Consider the following 17,170-nt stretch of genomic DNA (forward strand, 5'->3'; position numbering starts at 1 on the left):
CGTTCCGGCATCGCCAGCGCCGGCTGCCAAGGCGTGTCCGCGCCGGACCTGAACGCCTGGCTGGCGCTCTGCCGCGCGCCCGGCGTCGGCAGCGCCGCTGTCCACAGACTCCTCGAAACCTTCGGCTCGGCCGGGGCAGCGCTGGCCGCCTCCCAGGCCGCGCTGCGGCACGCCGGCCTCAGCAGCGAGCAGGCCGATGCGCTCAAGAAGCCGGACGCCGACGGCATTGCCGCGGATCGAGACTGGCTCGCGCAGCCGCAACGCCATCTGCTGAACCTGCTCGATCCGGCCTATCCGGCCACGCTGCGCAACATCGCTCAGGCGCCGCCCGTGCTGTTCTGCCAGGGCGATCCGGAGCTGCTGGCGATGCCGCAGCTGGCGATCGTCGGCAGCCGCACGGCGACGCCGCAGGGTCTGGAAAATGCGCAGGCGTTCGCCGCCGAACTGGCCCGGCGCGGCTTTGTCATCACCTCCGGCCTGGCGCTCGGCATCGACGGCGCCGCGCATCGGGGCGCGCTGCAGGCGGATGGCTATACCATCGCGGTCTGCGCGACCGGCCTCGATCGCGTCTACCCGGCGCGCCACAAGACGCTGGCCCACGAGATTTGCGCGCGCGGCGCCCTGATCTCCGAATTTCCGGTCGGCGTCGCGGCGCTGGCGGAGAACTTCCCGCGCCGCAACCGCATCATCTCCGGGCTTGCGCTTGGCACGCTGGTGGTCGAGGCCGCGCACGGCTCCGGTTCGCTGATCACGGCACGCTATGCGCTGGAGCAGAGCCGCGAGGTGTTCGCGATTCCCGGTTCGATCCACAACCCGCAGGCGCGGGGTTGCCACGCGCTGATCCGTCAGGGCGCCAAGCTGGTGGAGACGGTCAATGACATCTTCGAGGAGCTGGGGCCGCTGCTCGGCCCCTTGCTGAAGCCGGCACCCGTACCGGCTGCATCCCCGGCCGGCATCGCGCTCGATGCCGACGCGGCTGCCGTCCTGCAGGCCCTGGGCGATGAATTGCTGGACCTCGACAGCCTGCTGCAACGAACCGGACATGAGCTTGCAGCATTGCAGGTGACACTGACGCAACTGGAGATGGCAGGACAGGTCGCGGTGGCGCCCGGCGGGCGTTATCAGCGGCTGGGAGGGGCGTTTTGAACGGGCGTGGCACTTTTCATGCACGCCAAAGTCATTAAACTGAACCGACAGCACGGAGACTCGCGACATGAAAGAGACGGTCCTGGATGTGCTGATGTATCTGTTCGAGAACTATCAGGAAGGCGAGTTTTCCGACGCCGAGTACCACGACACCCTTCGCGAAGAACTGCTCGCGGCGGGATTTCCCGACGAGGAGGTTGGCAGCGCGTTCGCCTGGCTCGACGGCCTGGCCGAACAGCGGCAGCTGCCGCTGGTGTTCGGGCCGTACCGTTCGACGCGCATCTATACCCGTGAAGAAACGGCGAAGATCGCGACCGATTGCCGCGGTTTCATCATCTACCTCGAACAGCTCGGCATCATCAGTCTGGAAATGCGCGAGCTGATCATCGATCGGCTGATGGCGCTCACCGAGGAAATCGACCTGGAACGGGTCAAGTGGGTGTGCCTGCTGGTGCTGATGAACCAGCCGGATGCCGAAGAAGCGTTCGGGCATCTCGAAGAGATGGTCTATTACCACGGCGAATTCAAGCACTGATGCACCGATAAATCTGCTGCGCGCGTCGATCTCGCACCGGCCGTGCTCGCCGTACTGTCCGTACGGCTGTGCGCGAACGGTGCGACCTCGGCGCTGCTCGCGACGATTTCTCCGCACATCGGCCGACGCTGCAAGCGGCAGATCCAAAAGCCCTTTTTAGCCCTCGCGTACGCGCATGCGCGCGCGCGGTTGGCTGGACACCGTGGCACCGCACCGCTTATAAGGCGCCCAACAGCGGCCGTCGGTCGCCTCCACCTCCTGAGCGGTGAATGAGCAAAAACCTGGTCATCGTCGAGTCGCCCGCCAAGGCCAAGACGATCAAGAAATATCTCGGCAAGGACTTCGAGGTTCTCGCCAGCTACGGCCACGTCCGCGATCTGGTGCCGAAGGACGGTGCGGTCGACGTGACGCACGGTTTCGACATGAAGTACCAGATCATCGACCGCAACGAGAAGCATGTGCGGGCGATCGTGTCGGCCTTGAAGGACGCCGACGAACTCTGGCTCGCGACCGACCCTGATCGCGAAGGCGAGGCGATTTCCTGGCATCTGGCCGAATTGCTGCGCGAGAAGAACGCGCTCAAGAACAAGCCGGTCAAGCGCGTGGTGTTCTACGAAATCACGCAGCGCGAGGTGCAGAAGGCGATCCAGAATCCGCGCGAAATCTCCGCCGATCTGGTCAACGCCCAGCAGGCACGGCGCGCACTCGACTATCTGGTCGGCTTCAATCTGTCGCCGCTGCTGTGGCGCAAGGTGCAGCCGGGCCTGTCGGCCGGCCGCGTGCAGTCGCCGGCCTTGCGCCTGATCTGCGAGCGCGAGCTGGAGATCCGCGCGTTCGTGCCGCGCGAGTACTGGTCGATGGAGGCCGCGGTCGAAAAGGACGCGCAAGCGTTCACGGCGCGCCTGGTCGAATTCGACGGTCGCAAGGTCGAGCAGTTCACGCTCAACAATGTCGTCGGCGCGATGGCGGCGAAGTCGGTGTTGCTGAAGGCGGCAAACGGCGAACTCGTGGTCGGCACGGTCGACAAGAAGCAGCGCCGCCGCAATCCGGCGCCGCCGTTCACGACCTCGACCCTGCAGCAGGAAGCCAACCGCAAGCTCGGCTTTGCGGCCAGCCGCACGATGCGCGCCGCCCAGCAGCTTTATGAAGGCATCGACATCGGCGGCGAAACGGTCGGTCTGATCACCTACATGCGTACCGACTCGGTCAATCTCGCGCAGGATGCGCTGACCGAAATTCGCCAGGTCATTCCGCAGCAATTCGGCGCCAAGGCCCTGCCGCCGGAGCCGCGCTACTACAAGACCAAGTCGAAGAACGCGCAGGAAGCGCACGAAGCGGTGCGTCCGACCGCGGCGGCACGTCTGCCGAAGGATATCGCCAGGTATCTCGCGCCCGATCAGGCCAAGCTCTACGAGCTGATCTGGAAGCGTACGGTGGCGAGCCAGATGGAGCAGGCGCTGTTCGATACCGTGACTGTCGAGCTGCGCGCCGGTGAGGCGCCGGCCGGTGCCCGCGGCGCCCATGCGTTCCGCGCCAGCGGCTCGACCCTGATCGAACCCGGATTCATCGCGGCCTATACGCAGAGCTTCGATACGCCGAGCGGCAAGGAAGACGACGATGACGACAAGCGCCTGCCGGCGCTGCAGGTCGGCGATCGCGTCAAGCTCGCCGATCTGATCGCCGATCAGCACTTCACCGAACCGCCGCCGCGCTACACGGAAGCCAGCCTCGTCAAGACGCTGGAGGAATACGACATCGGCCGCCCGTCGACCTACGCGTCGATCATCTCGACGCTGCAGGCGCGTGACTACGTGCGCCTCGAAGGCAAGGCGTTCTCGCCCACCGATGTCGGCCTGATCGTCAACAAGTTCCTGACCGATCACTTCACGCAGTACGTCGACTACGAATTCACCGCGAATCTGGAAGACGAACTCGACGCGGTGTCGCGTGGCGAGATGCAGTGGAAGCCGCTGCTCGCGTCGTTCTGGGGCAGCTTCAAGCCGCGCATCGACGAGAAGATGGAGCTTTCGCGCACCGAGATTTCCGAAGACCGTCAGCTCGGCATCGATCCGGTCAGCGGCCGGCCGGTGTCGGCACGTCTCGGCCGTTACGGACCCTGCGTGCAGATCGGCAGGCGCGACGACGAGGAAAAGCCGCGCTTTGCCTCGCTGCGCGCCAATCAGCGCATCGACACGGTCACGCTCGAAGAGGCGCTGGCGCTGTTCCGCCTGCCGCGCAAGCTCGGCTTTCTGCCGGACGGCGACGAGGTCGAGGTCAACATCGGCCGCTTCGGTCCGTACGTGCGCTACGGCAAGAAGTTCGTTTCGCTGAAGAAGGACGATGATCCGTACACCGTCGAGATGCCGCGCGCGATCGAGTTGATCGAACAGAAGGCGGCGGCGCTGGAAGCGGCGACCATCGTCAAGTTCGGCGACAGCGGCATTCGCATCGTCAAAGGCCGTTTCGGCCCCTACATCACCGACGGTTCACGGCGCGCCCGCATTCCCAAGGGTCGCGAGCCGGAAGCCCTCAGCGTGTTCGAGTGCGAAGCGTATCTGGCCGAAGCCGAAGCGGCGGCGCCGAAGAAGGGCGGCCGCAAGGGCGCGACCAAGAAGGCAGCGAGCAAGACCGTCGCGGCGGACGCCAAACCCAAGGCGGTGAAGAAGGTCGCCAAGAAGGCGGTCAGGAAAGCGGCCGGGAAAGCGACCAAGAAGGCCGTCAAGAAGGCCGCGAAAAAGACTGCTTGATGGACGTCGCACCCTGGCATCTGCGTGCTGCAATCGACGCGCTGGAGGCCGGCGGCCTGATCGCCTGCCCGACCGAGGCGGTCTGGGGCCTGTCCTGCGACCCGCTCAACGAGCGCGCCTGCATGCGCCTGCTCGCGACCAAGCGACGGCATTGGAGCAAGGGTCTGATCCTGGTGGCCGCCGATTTCGCGCAGCTCGCGCCGTTCGTCGATGTGCCGTCGAACAACGCCCTGAAGCGCGCGACCGCCACCTGGCCGGGCCCCGCCACCTGGATCTTTCCGGCGACGCCGCACACGCCCATGTGGGTCAGCGGTGATCACGACGGCGTGGCCGTGCGCGTCACGGCCCATCCGGTCCTGCGTGCCCTGAGCAAGCGCTTCGGTGGTCCGCTGGTGTCGACCAGCGCCAATCCGTCCGGCCGCGAACCGGCGCGCAGTGCACACCAAGCGCGCCGCTATTTTCGCGGACAGGTCGATGTCGTGGTGCCGGGCGCGCTCGGCGGGCTCGCCAAGCCGACGACCATTCGCGACGTCGCGACCGGCCATATCCTGCGGCGATGACGAACCTGTCCGAGGCCGGCTCGCCGGTCGACAGCGCCGCTGTCGAAACCTATCTGCGCGGACTGCAGCAACGCATCTGCGACGCCGTCGAGGCGATCGAAGCGGCGGACGGCGCGCGCTTCGCTGCCGATGCCTGGGAAAAGCCCGCCGACAGTCCGCTGCGCGGCCGCGGCGAGACGCGCGTGCTCGCCGACGGCCGGATTTTCGAGCGGGCCGGCGTTGCGTTCTCCGACGTGCGCGGCAGCCGGCTGCCGCCGTCGGCGACACAGAATCGTCCGGAACTCGCGGGCCGCGGTTTTCGCGCGATGGGCATTTCGCTGGTGTTCCACCCGCGCAATCCCTACGTGCCGACCGTGCACGCCAATGTCCGTTTCTTCGTCGCCGAAGCCACGCATGCCTTGCCGGTCTGGTGGTTCGGCGGCGGCTTCGACCTGACCCCGTATTACGGCTTCGACGAGGATGCGCGGCACTGGCACCGATGCGCGAAATCCGCATGCGAAGGTTTCGTCACCGACGACGGTGCGCCAGCGCATCCGAAGCTGAAGAAATGGTGCGACGACTACTTTTTCCTCAAGCACCGCGAGGAGCCGCGCGGCATCGGCGGTTTGTTCTTCGATGACTGGCACGTCGGCGGCTTTGCGCGCAGCTTCGCACTGCAACGCAGCGTCGGTGATCATTTCCTCGACGCCTATCTGCCGATCGTCGAACGGCGCAAGGACATGGCCTACGGCGAGCGCGAGCGCGACTGGCAGCTCTATCGGCGCGGGCGCTATGTCGAGTTCAATCTGGTCTGGGACCGCGGCACGCATTTCGGATTGCAATCGGGTGGCCGCACCGAGTCGATCCTGATGTCGATGCCGCCACTGGCCGCCTGGCAGTACGACCGGCGGCCCGAGCCGGGCTCGCCCGAAGCCGAGTTGTACGAGAAGTTTCTGGTGCCGCGGGATTGGTAGGCGGCACGTAGCGATAGGGGCCTTTCTCCTTTGCGGGGTTGTTGCTCGATCCGGCCTTTGATTCCGCGCTGCGGCGCGGGTTTCTTTTCTTTGCGTGTCCAAAGAAAAGAAACCAAAAGAAAGGACACCCCTGGCTCACGCGTCCTCGCTTCGCGAGGATTCCCTGCGATGCTCGAACGGCAGGCCGTGCCTGAAACTCGCGCTGCTGTGCAGCGCTCAGACAGTCAGGCCCGGACAGCTCCTGCCGTCCTGCGCTTCTCGGCGCTTCGCAAAGGGGACCCGAACGTCAAAGGCTTCAGCAGGCTTTCGCGGTGATCGCGCTTTGGCTTTTGATTTCGGGGTCCCCTTGGGCCGCACCGAGCAGCGCAGCGCGCGCAGGGAATGGCCGGCCAGGACGGCCGGCCAAGTCGTCGTCGCGGCAGGGACGCCGCGTCGGCGACGCTCCCGAGCACGTGAGCAGCGCAGGGCACTCCGCAAAGTGGAGTGCGGCCCCAGGGGTGTGCTTTCTTTTGCTTACTTGTTCTTTGCACAAGCAAAGAAAAGTAAGTCGCGCCGCAGCGCGAAACCAAAGGCCAGATCAAACAACCCATCATCGAAGGATCGTGCGCCCCAAAAGTGATCCCGGCGCAATGCCATAATCCCCGCATGACCCTCACCGAGCTTCGCTATCTCGTCAACCTCGACAAGGAACGCCACTTCGGCCGTGCGGCGGAGCGCTCGTTCGTGTCGCAGCCGACGCTGTCGGTCGCGCTGAAAAAGCTCGAGGACGAACTCGGCGTCGCGCTGTTCGAGCGCAATCGTGGCGAAGCGCGACCGACGCCGGTCGGCGTGCGCATCATCGAGCAGGCCAAGCGCGTGCTCGGCGAGGCGCGGCGCATCGAGGATCTGGCGCGCGAGGGTCACGACGAGCTGGTCGGCCCGCTGCGCTTCGGTGCGATCTACACGGTCGGGCCGTACCTGCTGCCGAACCTGGTGCCGGTGCTGCGCGAAACCGTGCCGCAGATGCCGCTGATGATCGAGGAGAATTTCACTGCGCGGCTTCTCGAACAGCTGCGCGACAACGAACTCGACGTGATCTGCGTGGCGCTGCCGGTCGATCTCAACGGTCTGTGCGCGTGGCCGGTCTACGATGAGGACTTCGTCGTGCTGGTGCCGCCAGAGCATCACTGGGCCGATACCGGGGCGATCGCTGCCAGGCAGCTTGCAGGCGAAAAGCTGTTGCTGCTCGGTCCGGGGCATTGCTTCCGCGAGCAGGTCATCGAGGCCTGCCCGAAATGCGTCGATCCGGATCGTGACGGACCGCAGCCGCAGTCCGGCAGTTCGCTGGAGACGATCCGCCACATGGTCGTCGGTGGATTGGGTATCACGGTGCTGCCGCAGTCATCGGTCGAGAACCGGCCGGACGAACGTTCGCGCCTGCTGGCCAAACCGTTCGTGCCGCCGGGACCGCATCGCCGCATCGCGCTGGTCTGGCGCAAGACCTTTCCGCGCCGCCAGGCGATCACGCAACTGCGTGACGCCATTCTTGCCTGTGGCATGAAAGGGGTTCGCCTGCTGCCGGACGCCGCGCCGCCGCTGGACTGATCGAGTCCGGCTGTTCATCGCCGGCTCGGTTCGCTGCACTACAATCGCAGCGGGCCGACCGATGATGATGAAAAACAGAACCGCTGCCTTGTTTCTCGCGATCCTGCTGGCCGTGCCGGCGATCGCCCGTGCCGACGATGACGACGCTGTCCGTCAGCAATTCCGCGACGCGATGACGAGTGCCCGCGCCGGGCAGACGCCGGCGCAGCCGGACAGCGCGGCACTGCGCGACTACGTGCTCTATCCCTATCTGGAAGCCACGCGCATCCAGAGTCTGATCTCGCGTGGTATCGACGGCAGCGCCGATGCGGCGGCGGCACGCTGGCTCAACGCGCATCCCGATCTGCCGGTCAGCCGCGAACTGCGGCGGCAGTGGTTGCGCGACATTGCCGCACGCGGAGACTGGCCGCTGTTCACGGCACAGGACGACGGCAGCGACAGCGATCCGACCCTGGTCTGCTATCGCTGGCAGGCACGCATCGCCAGCGACGGCGATCCTGCCGCAACCGGGCAGGCCCTGCTGGCGTTCTGGGTCGATGCGCCGCAGATGCCGGCGGTCTGCAACCCGCCGTTCGACTGGCTGCAGGCGCAGAACCTGATCGGCGATGCGGCCGTCGAACAGCGCGCACGCAAGGCGCTGAGTGCCGGCAACAGTTATCTCGCCGGCGTCCTGATCCAGCGTCTGCCGCCGGAGCGGGCCGCGCCGTTGCGGCAGTGGCAGCGCTTGCTCGACGATCCACAGCAGGCGCTGAGCGCGATCGTCGGCGATCCTCGCCAGCGCTTCGAGTGGACGGCATTCGATGCCGGATTTCAGAAGCTGGCGCGCCGCGATCCACCGACGGCGCAAACGCTCCTCAAGCAGTTCGATCGCAGCCGCATCGATGACGCGCAATACGGCGAGCTGTGCCGCGCGGTCGCGCTGGGCCTGGCGTGGGATCGCGATCCGGGCGCGATTGCCGCGTTCCAGGCGGTCCCCGAAGACGCCGTCGACGACACGGTGCGCGAATGGCGGGTCCGTGCGGCCTTGTGGAATGGCGACTGGCAGCTGGCCGCGAACTGGCTGCAGACGCTGCCGGCATCGGCGGCCGACGATCCGCGCTGGGCGTACTGGCGCGCCCGCAGCGCCGAGCAATTGGGGCAGAACGATCAGGCCCGCGCCCTGTACAGCTCGCTCGCGCAGAGCAACGGCTACTACGGCGTGCTGTCGGCCTGGCGGCTCGGTGCACGCTACCAACCGCAGACCCGCGATCTCGACGCCGACCATGCCGCGCAGAAGCGTCTGTTGAAGCGCAATGACGCGCTGCTGCGCGCACGCGAGCTGTATTTCGTCGACGAAGTGCCCTGGGCCGACAGCGAATGGCGGACCGCAACCGCGACGATGACGGATGCCGATCGCCTGCAGGCCGCGCTGCTCGCTTCGCACTGGGGCTGGCACTGGCAGGCGGTGCTGATGCTGACGCGACTCGACGACAGCGACGCGCTCGATCTCATGTATCCGAAGAAGGCCTATGCCGACGAGATTCGCAATGCGGCGAAGCAGAGCGATCTGCCGCCGGCCTGGATCTACGGCGTGATGCGGCAGGAGAGCCTGTTCCTGCGCCAGGCGGTGTCGTCATCGGATGCGCTGGGTCTGCTGCAGCTCAAGCTGGCGACGGCGCGCGACGCCGCGCGTCGTGCCGGACTGCCGCGCCCGGATCGCGACGATCTTTTCGACGCGCGGACCAATATCGCACTCGGCAGCGCCTATCTGCGGCAGATGACCGACCGCTACGGCGGGCAGTTCGTGCTGACCGTGGCGTCCTACAACGCCGGCCCGAATGCCGTCGCGCGCTGGCTGCCGGATACGCCGCTGGATGCCGACATCTGGATCGAGAACGTGCCGTACAACGAGACGCGCAAGTACGTCGAACGCATCGCCTGGCATATCGCCGTCCACGACTGGCAGACCTCCGGCAAGATTCGCGATTTCGATGACCTGCTGCAGCCCGTGCACAGGGTGACGCCATGAGCGACAGCCCGCGAAGCCGCAGCAGCGTGCGACGCGTCGTGCCCGCGCTCTGAACGCGCAGCCATGAAGAAGTATCTGGTCGGCGGTGCGGTGCGCGATCGCCTGCTCGGCCTGCCGGTCAAGGAGCGCGACTGGGTCGTGGTCGGCAGTACGCCGGATCAGATGGTGGCGCTCGGCTATCGACCGGTCGGCAAGGACTTCCCGGTCTTTCTCGATCCGCAGACCGGCGAAGAGCACGCGCTCGCGCGCACCGAGCGCAAGTCGGGTCGCGGCTATCAGGGGTTCACTTTCCATACCGGCGCCGATGTCACGCTCGAAGACGATCTGCGGCGACGCGACCTCACCGTCAACGCGATTGCCGAAGACGAACACGGCGAGTTGATCGACCCGCTCGGCGGCGTACGCGACCTCGAAGCGCGCGTGCTGCGTCATGTCGCCGATGCGTTCGTCGAAGATCCGGTGCGCGTGCTGCGGCTTGCGCGTTTTCATGCGCGCTTTGCCCCGCTCGGCTTTCACGTGGCGCCGGAGACTTCCGTGCTGCTGAAACAGATCGTCGACAGCGGGGAAGTCGACCATCTGGTGCCGGAACGCGTCTGGCAGGAAATGCTCAAGGCGCTCGCGACTCCGGCGCCGAGCGTGTTCTTCACGACGCTGCAGCATTGCGGCGCGCTGGCGCGCATCCTCCCGGAACTCGACGCGCTGCACGGTGTACCGCAGCGCGCCGACTACCATCCGGAAGTCGACAGCCTCGTCCACACGCTGATGTGCGTGGACGTGGCCGCGCGCGCGGCGTTCGATATGCCCGTACGTTATGCGGCGCTGGTGCACGATCTCGGCAAGGCCAGTACGCCGCCCGAGCAATGGCCGTCACACCGGCTGCACGACGTGCGCGGTGTTCCGCTGGTCGAGGCGTTCTCGGCGCGCTTGCGTGTGCCGGCCGCCTGCCGCGATCTCGCCGTCCTGCACACGCGCGAGCATCTGCTGATCCACCGCGCGCTCGAGCTGCGACCGAAAACCCTGCTCGAGTTTCTCGACCGGGCCGCGGCGTTTCGCAGCGGCGAGCGTTTCGAGCAGGTCCTGCAGGCGAGCCTTTGCGACGCGCGCGGCCGGCTCGGCTTCGAACAGTCCGCCTATCCGCCGGCCGACTATCTGCGCGAGGCGCGCGCCGTCGCGGCCACGATCCAGGCACGCGATGTGCTCGCCACCGAAGCCCTGCAAGGTGCGGCCATCGGCGCCCGCGTGCAGGCATTGCGGATCGAGGCGCTCACGCGCTGGCGCGCCGCGCGCGCATCGGTGTCCTGAGGGTCGCGGGCTGCAGGTAGCCCATCACCAGATCGATGATCGAGGTCTCCAGCTGTGCAGTCGTGAACGCGGCCGGCGGGTCGATGACGGCGGCGTGCACCATGGTCTGCACGGTGGTCCTGACGATGTAATTGGCGAGGTCGAGATCGCGGGGCGCGATCTCGGCGCGATGTTCGGCCAGACGGGCGCGCAGACGCGCATGCACATCGAGATGGTCGTTGCCTTCGGCGACCGGCGCATCGAAGAACGGAAACTCGGCTTCCAGCACGCGGTGCAGCTGCGGGTCGATGAGATGGCCTTGCAGCGCGGCGCGCACCAGTGCCGTGACGACCGCGCGCAGGCTGCTGCCTTCGGTTTCGCGCAGCGCCACATCCAGCAGTTCGTGAATCTGCCGTCCGTGCCGTTCGTGCAGGGCGGCGACCAGCGCATCCTTGTTCGGGAAGTACTGATACAGCGACCCGACGCTGACGCCGGCCAGCTCCGCGACGCGATTGGTACTCATGGCGGGATAGCCGTCGCCGGACAGAATGCGAGCGGCGGCATCGAGAATCGCGTCGACCGTCATTTGCGCGCGCTGCTGACGCGGCAGCTTTCTGGGTTTTTCGATCCGTCTCATGGCGGTTTCCGAATGCGAGTAGGGAACACGAGTCATTGCTCGTATTATTGCAAAAACGTGAGTCAATGCTCGCATTCATGCAAGCCCGCCGCTGCGCGGATGCGCGAGCGTGCGCTGCCTGCCGGGGCCAGAGCGAAAGCTTCTTGACACGGCAATAATTGCAAATACAATAGTTGCCGAAGCAGACATTGATGAGGCAGATAACTGCCGGGCAGGGAACCGTGACGAACCAGCATTACAACGTGAAGACCTTTCATTCGACCAACAGCGTCGGGTATCTGCTGAAGGTTTCGCACGCGCAGATGCTGGCGCGCGCCGAGGCGATCTTCGCGCCGAACGGCATCAGCTTCGTGCAATGGATGGCGCTGCTGAAACTCAGCGAAGGCCAGGCGCAGACCGCCAGCGACCTGTGCCGTGCGATGTGCCACGACAACGGCGCGGTGACCAGGATGCTCGATCAGCTCGAGGAGCGCGGTTACGTCACGCGTCAGCGCAGCGTGCAGGACCGTCGCGTCGTCGAACTGGCCTTGACGGCGGCCGGCGAGCAGCAGGTTGCGGCACTCAAGCCGCAGTTCGTCGAGGCCCTCAATGGCCTGATGGACGGCTTCAGCAAGGCCGAGTTCGCGGAGCTGACACGTCTGCTCAACAAGCTGTTGCTGGCCTTGCAGACCAAGGGCCTTGCCGGGGCGGAAGGATGAAAGCGATGAACGACATGAAGACGAGCCGCGTGGCGGCGGCCTTGATCCCCCTGCTGCTGATGAGCGCGTGCGTACTGCCGCCCAAGGACGAGCCGCGCGTGACGACGGTGGATGCGCAGGCGCTGGGACTCGGCAGCGACCGGCTGCAGACCGTCAGCGGCGACTGGTGGAAGGCGTTCGGCGATCCCCAGCTCGACAGGCTGGTGGACGATGCGCTCGCCAACAATCCGGGTCTTGCCGAAGCGCTGGCGCGCGTGCGCAGCGCCCAGGCGCAGGCGCAGGCCGCCGGTGCCGCGACGCGTCCCGGCGTCACGCTGGACGGTCAGGAAGTGCGTCAGCGTTTCTCCGAGAACTACTACATCCCGCCGCCGTATGGCGGCGGCGAATACTGGGTCGGCCAGCTCGGCGCGAATCTCAACTGGGATCTCGACTTCTGGGGCCGGCAGGCCGATCTGATCGACAAGGCGCGCCTGCAGACGCAGGCCGCAGCGCTCGATCACGCATCGGCACGACTCGCGCTGTCCGGCTCGCTGGCGCAGGCCTATCTCGATCTGTATCGCGCCTACGCGCTCGCCGACATCGCGACGCAGGCCGAACAGCAGCGCGAGACCCTGCTCAAGCTGACCGAGGATCGCGTCCGTGCCGGACTCGATACCCAGCTCGACGTGAAAAGCGCCGAAGCCCTGCTGCCGCAGGCACGCGCGGCGCGGCTGCAGGCGGAAAGCGCGCGCGATCTCGCGGTGCATCGGCTCGCGGCGCTGAGTGGCCATGGCGCCGATGCCTATGACCGCATCGGCCGCCCGCAGCTGACGCTGGATGTCGCGCTGCCCTTGCCGGCGCAGCTGCCGATCGATCTGCTCGCGCATCGTCCGGACGTGCTCGCGGCGCGGGCGCGCGTCGATGCGGCGACTGCCGGCCGCGCCGCAGCGAAAGCCGCGTTCTACCCGGACATCAGCCTGACGGCGTTTGCCGGTTATCAGGCGATCGGCCTCGACACCTTGTTCAAGGGCGGCAGCGGCATCTGGGGCTTCGGCCCGAGCGTGCACCTGCCGCTGTTCGACGCACAGCGCCTCAAGGCCGGCTATCACGGCGCGACCGCCGAAGTCGACGCCGCCGTTGCCAGCTACAACGACACCGTGCTGAACGCCGTGCGTGACGTTGCCGATCAGCTGACGCTGAGCCGGTCGGAGGCACAGCAACTGCAACAGAGCCGGCAGACACTGTCCGCCAGCGAAGCGGCTTATGCACTGGCGCAAAAGCGCTACGCGGCAGGCCTGAGCTCGCAGATCGTCGTCCTCAATGCCGAATCCAATGTTCTCAGTGCGCGCCGCGACGTGGTTTCGCTGCAGGCCGCACTCGCCGTCGCGCGCGTCACCTTGCTGCTGACCGTTGGCGGCACTTTCGATCCCCCCACGCCGGGCACCGCCGCAGGTGCCGGAGCCTCCTCATGAACACTCAGAACGCCGCTGTCCAGAACCCTCCCAGCAACGGCAACGGCACGCGCCGGCGCCGCCTGCTGATCGTCGCCGCGCTGGTCGTGCTCGGCCTGATCGCCTACGCCGCCTACTGGCTGCTGCATGGACGCTACTTCGAGAGCACCGATGACGCGTACGCGGCATCGGACCTGGTGCAGATCAGCAGCGAAGTGGCCGGCACGGTGACCTCGGTGCACGTCGACGACACCCAGCATGTCGAACGCGGCCAGCTTCTCGTCGAGCTCGACCCGGCCGACGCCGAAGTCGCCGAGTCCGCGGCAGAGGCTGAACTCGCGCGCACCGTGCGTACCGTTCGCGGGCTGTTCTCCAGGAGCAGCGGCCTGAAGGCGCAGATGCGCAGCAGCGAGATTTCGCTGCAGGCGGCACGCGGCGATCTCAAGCGCCGTCTCGAAGTGGCTGCCGATGGCGGTGTGTCGAGCGAGGAGCTGCAACATGCACGGGATCGCGTTGCGCAGCTCGAGGCGCAACTCGCCACCACCCAGGAAGATCTCGCCACCAACAACGCGCAGATCGAGAACACGACGGTTGCCGATCACCCGCAGGTGCTGGCCGCCGCCGCCAAGGTCCGCGAAGCCGCGCTCGCGCTGAAGCGCACGAAGATCACCGCACCACTCAGCGGCACCGTTGCCCGTCGCGGCGTGCAGATCGGCGCGCGCATCGCGCCGGGGGCGCCGTTGATGGCGGTCGTGCCGCTCGACCAGGCCTGGGTCGAAGCCAATTTCAAGGAAGTCCAGCTCGAGAAGATGCGCGTCGGTCAGCCGGCCGAGGTGCATGCCGACTTGTACGGCGGCGACGTCACGTACCACGGCCATGTCGCCGGCCTCGGTGCCGGCAGCGGCAGCGCGTTCGCCTTGCTGCCGGCGCAGAACGCGTCCGGCAACTGGATCAAGATCGTGCAGCGGGTGCCGGTGCGCATCGCGCTCGACGCCGCGGAGCTGCAGGCGCATCCGCTGCGTGTCGGCCTGTCGATGGACGTGCAGGTCGACCTGCATGACACCTCGGGGCCGCTGATCGCGACCGAAGTCCGCACCGGACCGCAGCAGGTGGTGGCGTCGGAGGAATATGACGCCGCGGTCGATCGGCTGGTCGCCGACATCATCGCCCGCAATGGTGGCGGTGACGTCGCGACGGGCGCTGCGGCCGGAGTTGCCGCGCCGTGAGCGAAGCGGCCGCCAGCCCGGCGCCGCAGGTCGGCGCGCGGGGCCTCGTCGCGACGGCGCTCGCGCTCGGCACCTTCATGCAGGTGCTCGACACGACGATCGCCAACGTGTCGATCCCGACGATCGCCGGCAACCTCGGCGTGTCGAGCGATCAGGGTACCTGGGTCATCACCTCGTTCGCCGTCGCCAACGGCATTTCGGTGCCGCTGACCGGCTGGCTGATGCAGCGCTTCGGCGTTGTTCGCGTGTTCGTGATGTCGGTGCTGATGTTCACGCTGGCATCGTTTCTCTGCGGTGCGGCCTGGAGTCTGCCGTCGCTGATCGCATTCCGCGTGCTGCAGGGCGCGGTATCGGGGCCGATGATTCCCGGCTCGCAGGCCTTGCTGATCACCCTGTTTCCACCACACAAGAAAGGCACCGCGCTGGCCGTCTGGTCGATGACGACGCTGGTTGCGCCGATCTGCGGGCCGATTCTCGGCGGCTTCATTTCCGACAATTATTCCTGGCCGTGGATTTTCTACATCAACGTGCCGGTGGGATTGTTCTGCGCGTTCATCTGCTGGCAGGGCCTCAAGCATCGCGAGACGCCGACCCGCAAGCTGCCGGTCGACGGCATCGGCCTCGGCTTGCTGATCGTCTGGGTCGGTTCGCTGCAGATTCTGCTCGACAAGGGCAAGGATGCCGACTGGTTCGCGTCCGGCTTCATCGTCACCATGGCGATCGTCGCGCTGATCGGCTTCATCGTCTTTCTGATCTGGGAGTTCGGCGAGGAGCACCCGATCATCGACCTGTCCCTGTTCAAGGGTCGGAATTTCGCGCTCGGCACGGTCGTGCTGTGCCTCGGCTACGCAGTGTTCTTCGGCGCGGTCGTGCTGCAGCCGCTGTGGATGCAGACCTGGCTCGGCTACAACGCCACCTGGGCCGGTTTCGTCGCCGCGCCCAGCGGCGTGGTCGCGGTGCTGTTGTCGCCCTTTGTCGGCAAGTACATCGGCAAGTTCGATGCGCGGTTGTTCGCGACCGCTTCGTTCGTGTTCTTCGGCGTTTCATACTTCATGCGCGCCGGCTACACCGCCGACGCCGGGTTCTGGACCTATGTGATGCCCTTGCTGGTACAGGGCATCGCGATGTCGATGTTCTTCGTCTCGATGCTGGCGATCCTGCTTGACGGTCTGCCGGATTCACAGATTCCCGCGGCGTCGGGTCTGTCGAACTTCCTGCGCATCACGGCCGGCAGCTTCGCGACCTCGATCGTCACGACCACCTGGGATCGTCGCGCCACCTTGCACCAGTCACGGCTGGCCGAGGCGTCGAGCATCTACGATCCAAGCCTGCAGCACGCGATGAACACCTTGCAGGCGGGAGGCCTCAACGAGCAGCAGTCGCTGGGTGCGCTGGCGCACACGCTGGCCGGACAGGCCTACCTGATGTCGGCGCTCGACATCTTCTGGTTCGCCGGCTGGCTGTCGCTGGCGGTGATCGGCATGGTCTGGTTCACGCGCCGGCCCAAGGGTGCCGTGCACGCGGTTGCTGCCGACTGAGCGAAGACGCTCAGCCTGGCAGGAACAGCAGCAGCGTGGCACCGAAGACGATGCGATACCAGGCGAACACCGTGAAGCGGTGGCTCTGCACATAGCGCAGCAGCCACTTCACGGCGATGAACGCGACGACCGCCGAGACCACGAAGCCGATCCAGAACTCCTGCCAGTTCTCGTCGGCGAACACCGGCGTTTTCAGCAGTTTGAGGGTTTCGTAACCGCTGGCGGCGAACATCGTCGGGATGCCGAGAATGAACGCGAATTCGGTCGCCGCCGCGCGCGACGACAGACCGGCGAGCATGCCGGCGAAGATCGTCGCCGCCGAGCGCGAGGTGCCGGGAAACACGGCCGCGAGGATTTGCGCCAGCCCGACCCAGATCGCGATCTTCCAGGTCACGGCTTCGCTCGGCGTCATGCCCGCCGCGGCACGTTCGATCAGCAGGATCGCGATGCCGCCGATGATCAGCGCCCAGGCGACCGGCGCCACCGTTTCCGGCAGTTCGAGGCCGAGCTTTTTGGCCACCAGGCCTCCGACACAGGTGATCAGGAACGCGGCGCCGAGCTTGAACAGATAGTCGCGGTTCTCGGCCTTGCCGACATTGCGCAGCAACTCCCAGAGCCTTTGCCGGTAGATCAGCACCACGGCAAGGATCGCGCCGACCTGGATGCCGACGTTGAACAGATCCGAGCGATGTCCCAGCCAGTGTTCGGCGATGAGCAGATGGCCGGTACTGGAGACCGGCAGGAATTCGGTGATGCCTTCGATGATGCCAAGCAGGATGACGTTGATCAGGGCGTCCACGCGGGGCCTTACACTGGGTTGGGGAAAG

The 17,170-nt window shown here is 66.4% G+C and carries 14 protein-coding genes; 12 read left to right on the plus strand and 2 right to left on the minus strand.

The features are described from left to right. The first annotated feature begins 33 nt into the window (after nt 1–33). From dprA to G7Y85_RS08305, 8 genes are all read left to right on the plus strand, one after another. Entirely contained in the window at nt 34–1,146 is a 1,113-nt protein-coding gene (gene dprA / locus G7Y85_RS08270) for a DNA-processing protein DprA (RefSeq protein ID WP_366514932.1), read from the plus strand. A 67-nt stretch (nt 1,147–1,213) separates the two neighbouring features. Then, nucleotides 1,214–1,681, plus strand: a complete 468-nt coding sequence (locus G7Y85_RS08275) for a Smg family protein (RefSeq protein ID WP_166254780.1) — start codon at nt 1,214–1,216, stop codon at nt 1,679–1,681. 269 nt (nt 1,682–1,950) lie between these two features. Beyond that, nucleotides 1,951–4,428 carry a DNA topoisomerase I gene (locus G7Y85_RS08280; protein WP_166254783.1) on the plus strand — a complete coding sequence of 826 codons (2,478 nt, stop codon included), beginning with the start codon at nt 1,951–1,953 and terminating at the stop codon, nt 4,426–4,428. Next, entirely contained in the window at nt 4,428–4,988 is a 561-nt protein-coding gene (tsaC, locus tag G7Y85_RS08285) for an L-threonylcarbamoyladenylate synthase type 1 TsaC (RefSeq protein WP_166254786.1), read from the plus strand. The genes G7Y85_RS08280 and tsaC overlap by 1 nt, the downstream gene beginning before the upstream one ends. Further along, the gene (gene hemF, locus G7Y85_RS08290) at nt 4,985–5,941 is read left to right on the plus strand and encodes an oxygen-dependent coproporphyrinogen oxidase (protein ID WP_166254789.1); all 957 of its coding nucleotides are present in this window, start codon (nt 4,985–4,987) and stop codon (nt 5,939–5,941) included. Before tsaC ends, hemF begins: the two co-directional genes overlap by 4 nt. Before the next feature lie 645 nt (nt 5,942–6,586). Further along, nucleotides 6,587–7,525: a hydrogen peroxide-inducible genes activator gene (locus tag G7Y85_RS08295; protein WP_166254791.1), complete on the plus strand. Its 939-nt coding sequence runs from the start codon at nt 6,587–6,589 to the stop codon at nt 7,523–7,525. Between the two features lie 67 nt (nt 7,526–7,592). Beyond that, nucleotides 7,593–9,533, plus strand: a complete 1,941-nt coding sequence (locus G7Y85_RS08300; RefSeq protein ID WP_166254794.1) for a lytic transglycosylase domain-containing protein — start codon at nt 7,593–7,595, stop codon at nt 9,531–9,533. Nucleotides 9,534–9,596: 63 nt separating this feature from the next. After that, the gene (locus G7Y85_RS08305; RefSeq protein WP_166254797.1) at nt 9,597–10,835 is read left to right on the plus strand and encodes a multifunctional CCA addition/repair protein; all 1,239 of its coding nucleotides are present in this window, start codon (nt 9,597–9,599) and stop codon (nt 10,833–10,835) included. On the opposite strand, the gene G7Y85_RS08310 is transcribed toward G7Y85_RS08305, so the two are convergent. Then, complete coding sequence (locus tag G7Y85_RS08310; protein WP_206675539.1) at nt 10,798–11,451, minus strand: TetR/AcrR family transcriptional regulator; 654 nt, start codon at nt 11,449–11,451, stop codon at nt 10,798–10,800. The two genes, G7Y85_RS08305 and G7Y85_RS08310, sit on opposite strands and share 38 nt — an antisense overlap. A 191-nt stretch (nt 11,452–11,642) precedes the next feature. On the opposite strand from G7Y85_RS08310, the gene G7Y85_RS08315 reads away from it, so the two are divergent. From G7Y85_RS08315 to G7Y85_RS08330, 4 genes are read left to right on the plus strand one after another with little or no spacing between them, the layout of a single operon-like run. Further along, on the plus strand, nt 11,643–12,149 hold the full coding sequence (locus G7Y85_RS08315; RefSeq protein ID WP_166254803.1) for a MarR family winged helix-turn-helix transcriptional regulator: 507 nt from the start codon (nt 11,643–11,645) through the stop codon (nt 12,147–12,149). 5 nt (nt 12,150–12,154) lie between these two features. Beyond that, the gene (locus tag G7Y85_RS08320) at nt 12,155–13,600 is read left to right on the plus strand and encodes an efflux transporter outer membrane subunit (RefSeq protein ID WP_166254806.1); all 1,446 of its coding nucleotides are present in this window, start codon (nt 12,155–12,157) and stop codon (nt 13,598–13,600) included. Then, nucleotides 13,597–14,805, plus strand: a complete 1,209-nt coding sequence (locus G7Y85_RS08325) for an HlyD family secretion protein (protein WP_166254809.1) — start codon at nt 13,597–13,599, stop codon at nt 14,803–14,805. The genes G7Y85_RS08320 and G7Y85_RS08325 overlap by 4 nt, the downstream gene beginning before the upstream one ends. Further along, entirely contained in the window at nt 14,802–16,343 is a 1,542-nt protein-coding gene (locus tag G7Y85_RS08330; RefSeq protein ID WP_166254812.1) for a DHA2 family efflux MFS transporter permease subunit, read from the plus strand. The genes G7Y85_RS08325 and G7Y85_RS08330 overlap by 4 nt, the downstream gene beginning before the upstream one ends. 10 nt (nt 16,344–16,353) lie before the next feature. Here G7Y85_RS08330 and G7Y85_RS08335 read toward each other — a convergent pair whose 3' ends face one another. Then, a complete protein-coding gene (locus G7Y85_RS08335) occupies nt 16,354–17,142 on the minus strand; it encodes an undecaprenyl-diphosphate phosphatase (protein WP_166254815.1) in 789 nt (262 codons plus the stop codon). Nucleotides 17,143–17,170 lie beyond the last annotated feature (28 nt).

It is taken from the genome of Solimonas terrae (assembly GCF_011067135.1).
GTDB lineage: Bacteria > Pseudomonadota > Gammaproteobacteria > Nevskiales > Nevskiaceae > Solimonas > Solimonas terrae.

Coding starts and splice junctions, on each gene's coding strand:
- G7Y85_RS08275 (WP_166254780.1), top strand. CDS start 1,214: ATGAAAGAGACGGTCCTGGATGTGCTGATGTATCTGTTCGAGAACTAT.
- G7Y85_RS08280 (WP_166254783.1), top strand. CDS start 1,951: ATGAGCAAAAACCTGGTCATCGTCGAGTCGCCCGCCAAGGCCAAGACG.
- tsaC (WP_166254786.1), top strand. CDS start 4,428: ATGGACGTCGCACCCTGGCATCTGCGTGCTGCAATCGACGCGCTGGAG.
- hemF (WP_166254789.1), top strand. CDS start 4,985: ATGACGAACCTGTCCGAGGCCGGCTCGCCGGTCGACAGCGCCGCTGTC.
- G7Y85_RS08295 (WP_166254791.1), top strand. CDS start 6,587: ATGACCCTCACCGAGCTTCGCTATCTCGTCAACCTCGACAAGGAACGC.
- G7Y85_RS08300 (WP_166254794.1), top strand. CDS start 7,593: ATGAAAAACAGAACCGCTGCCTTGTTTCTCGCGATCCTGCTGGCCGTG.
- G7Y85_RS08305 (WP_166254797.1), top strand. CDS start 9,597: ATGAAGAAGTATCTGGTCGGCGGTGCGGTGCGCGATCGCCTGCTCGGC.
- G7Y85_RS08310 (WP_206675539.1), bottom strand. CDS start 11,451: ATGAGACGGATCGAAAAACCCAGAAAGCTGCCGCGTCAGCAGCGCGCG.
- G7Y85_RS08315 (WP_166254803.1), top strand. CDS start 11,643: ATGAGGCAGATAACTGCCGGGCAGGGAACCGTGACGAACCAGCATTAC.
- G7Y85_RS08320 (WP_166254806.1), top strand. CDS start 12,155: ATGAACGACATGAAGACGAGCCGCGTGGCGGCGGCCTTGATCCCCCTG.
- G7Y85_RS08325 (WP_166254809.1), top strand. CDS start 13,597: ATGAACACTCAGAACGCCGCTGTCCAGAACCCTCCCAGCAACGGCAAC.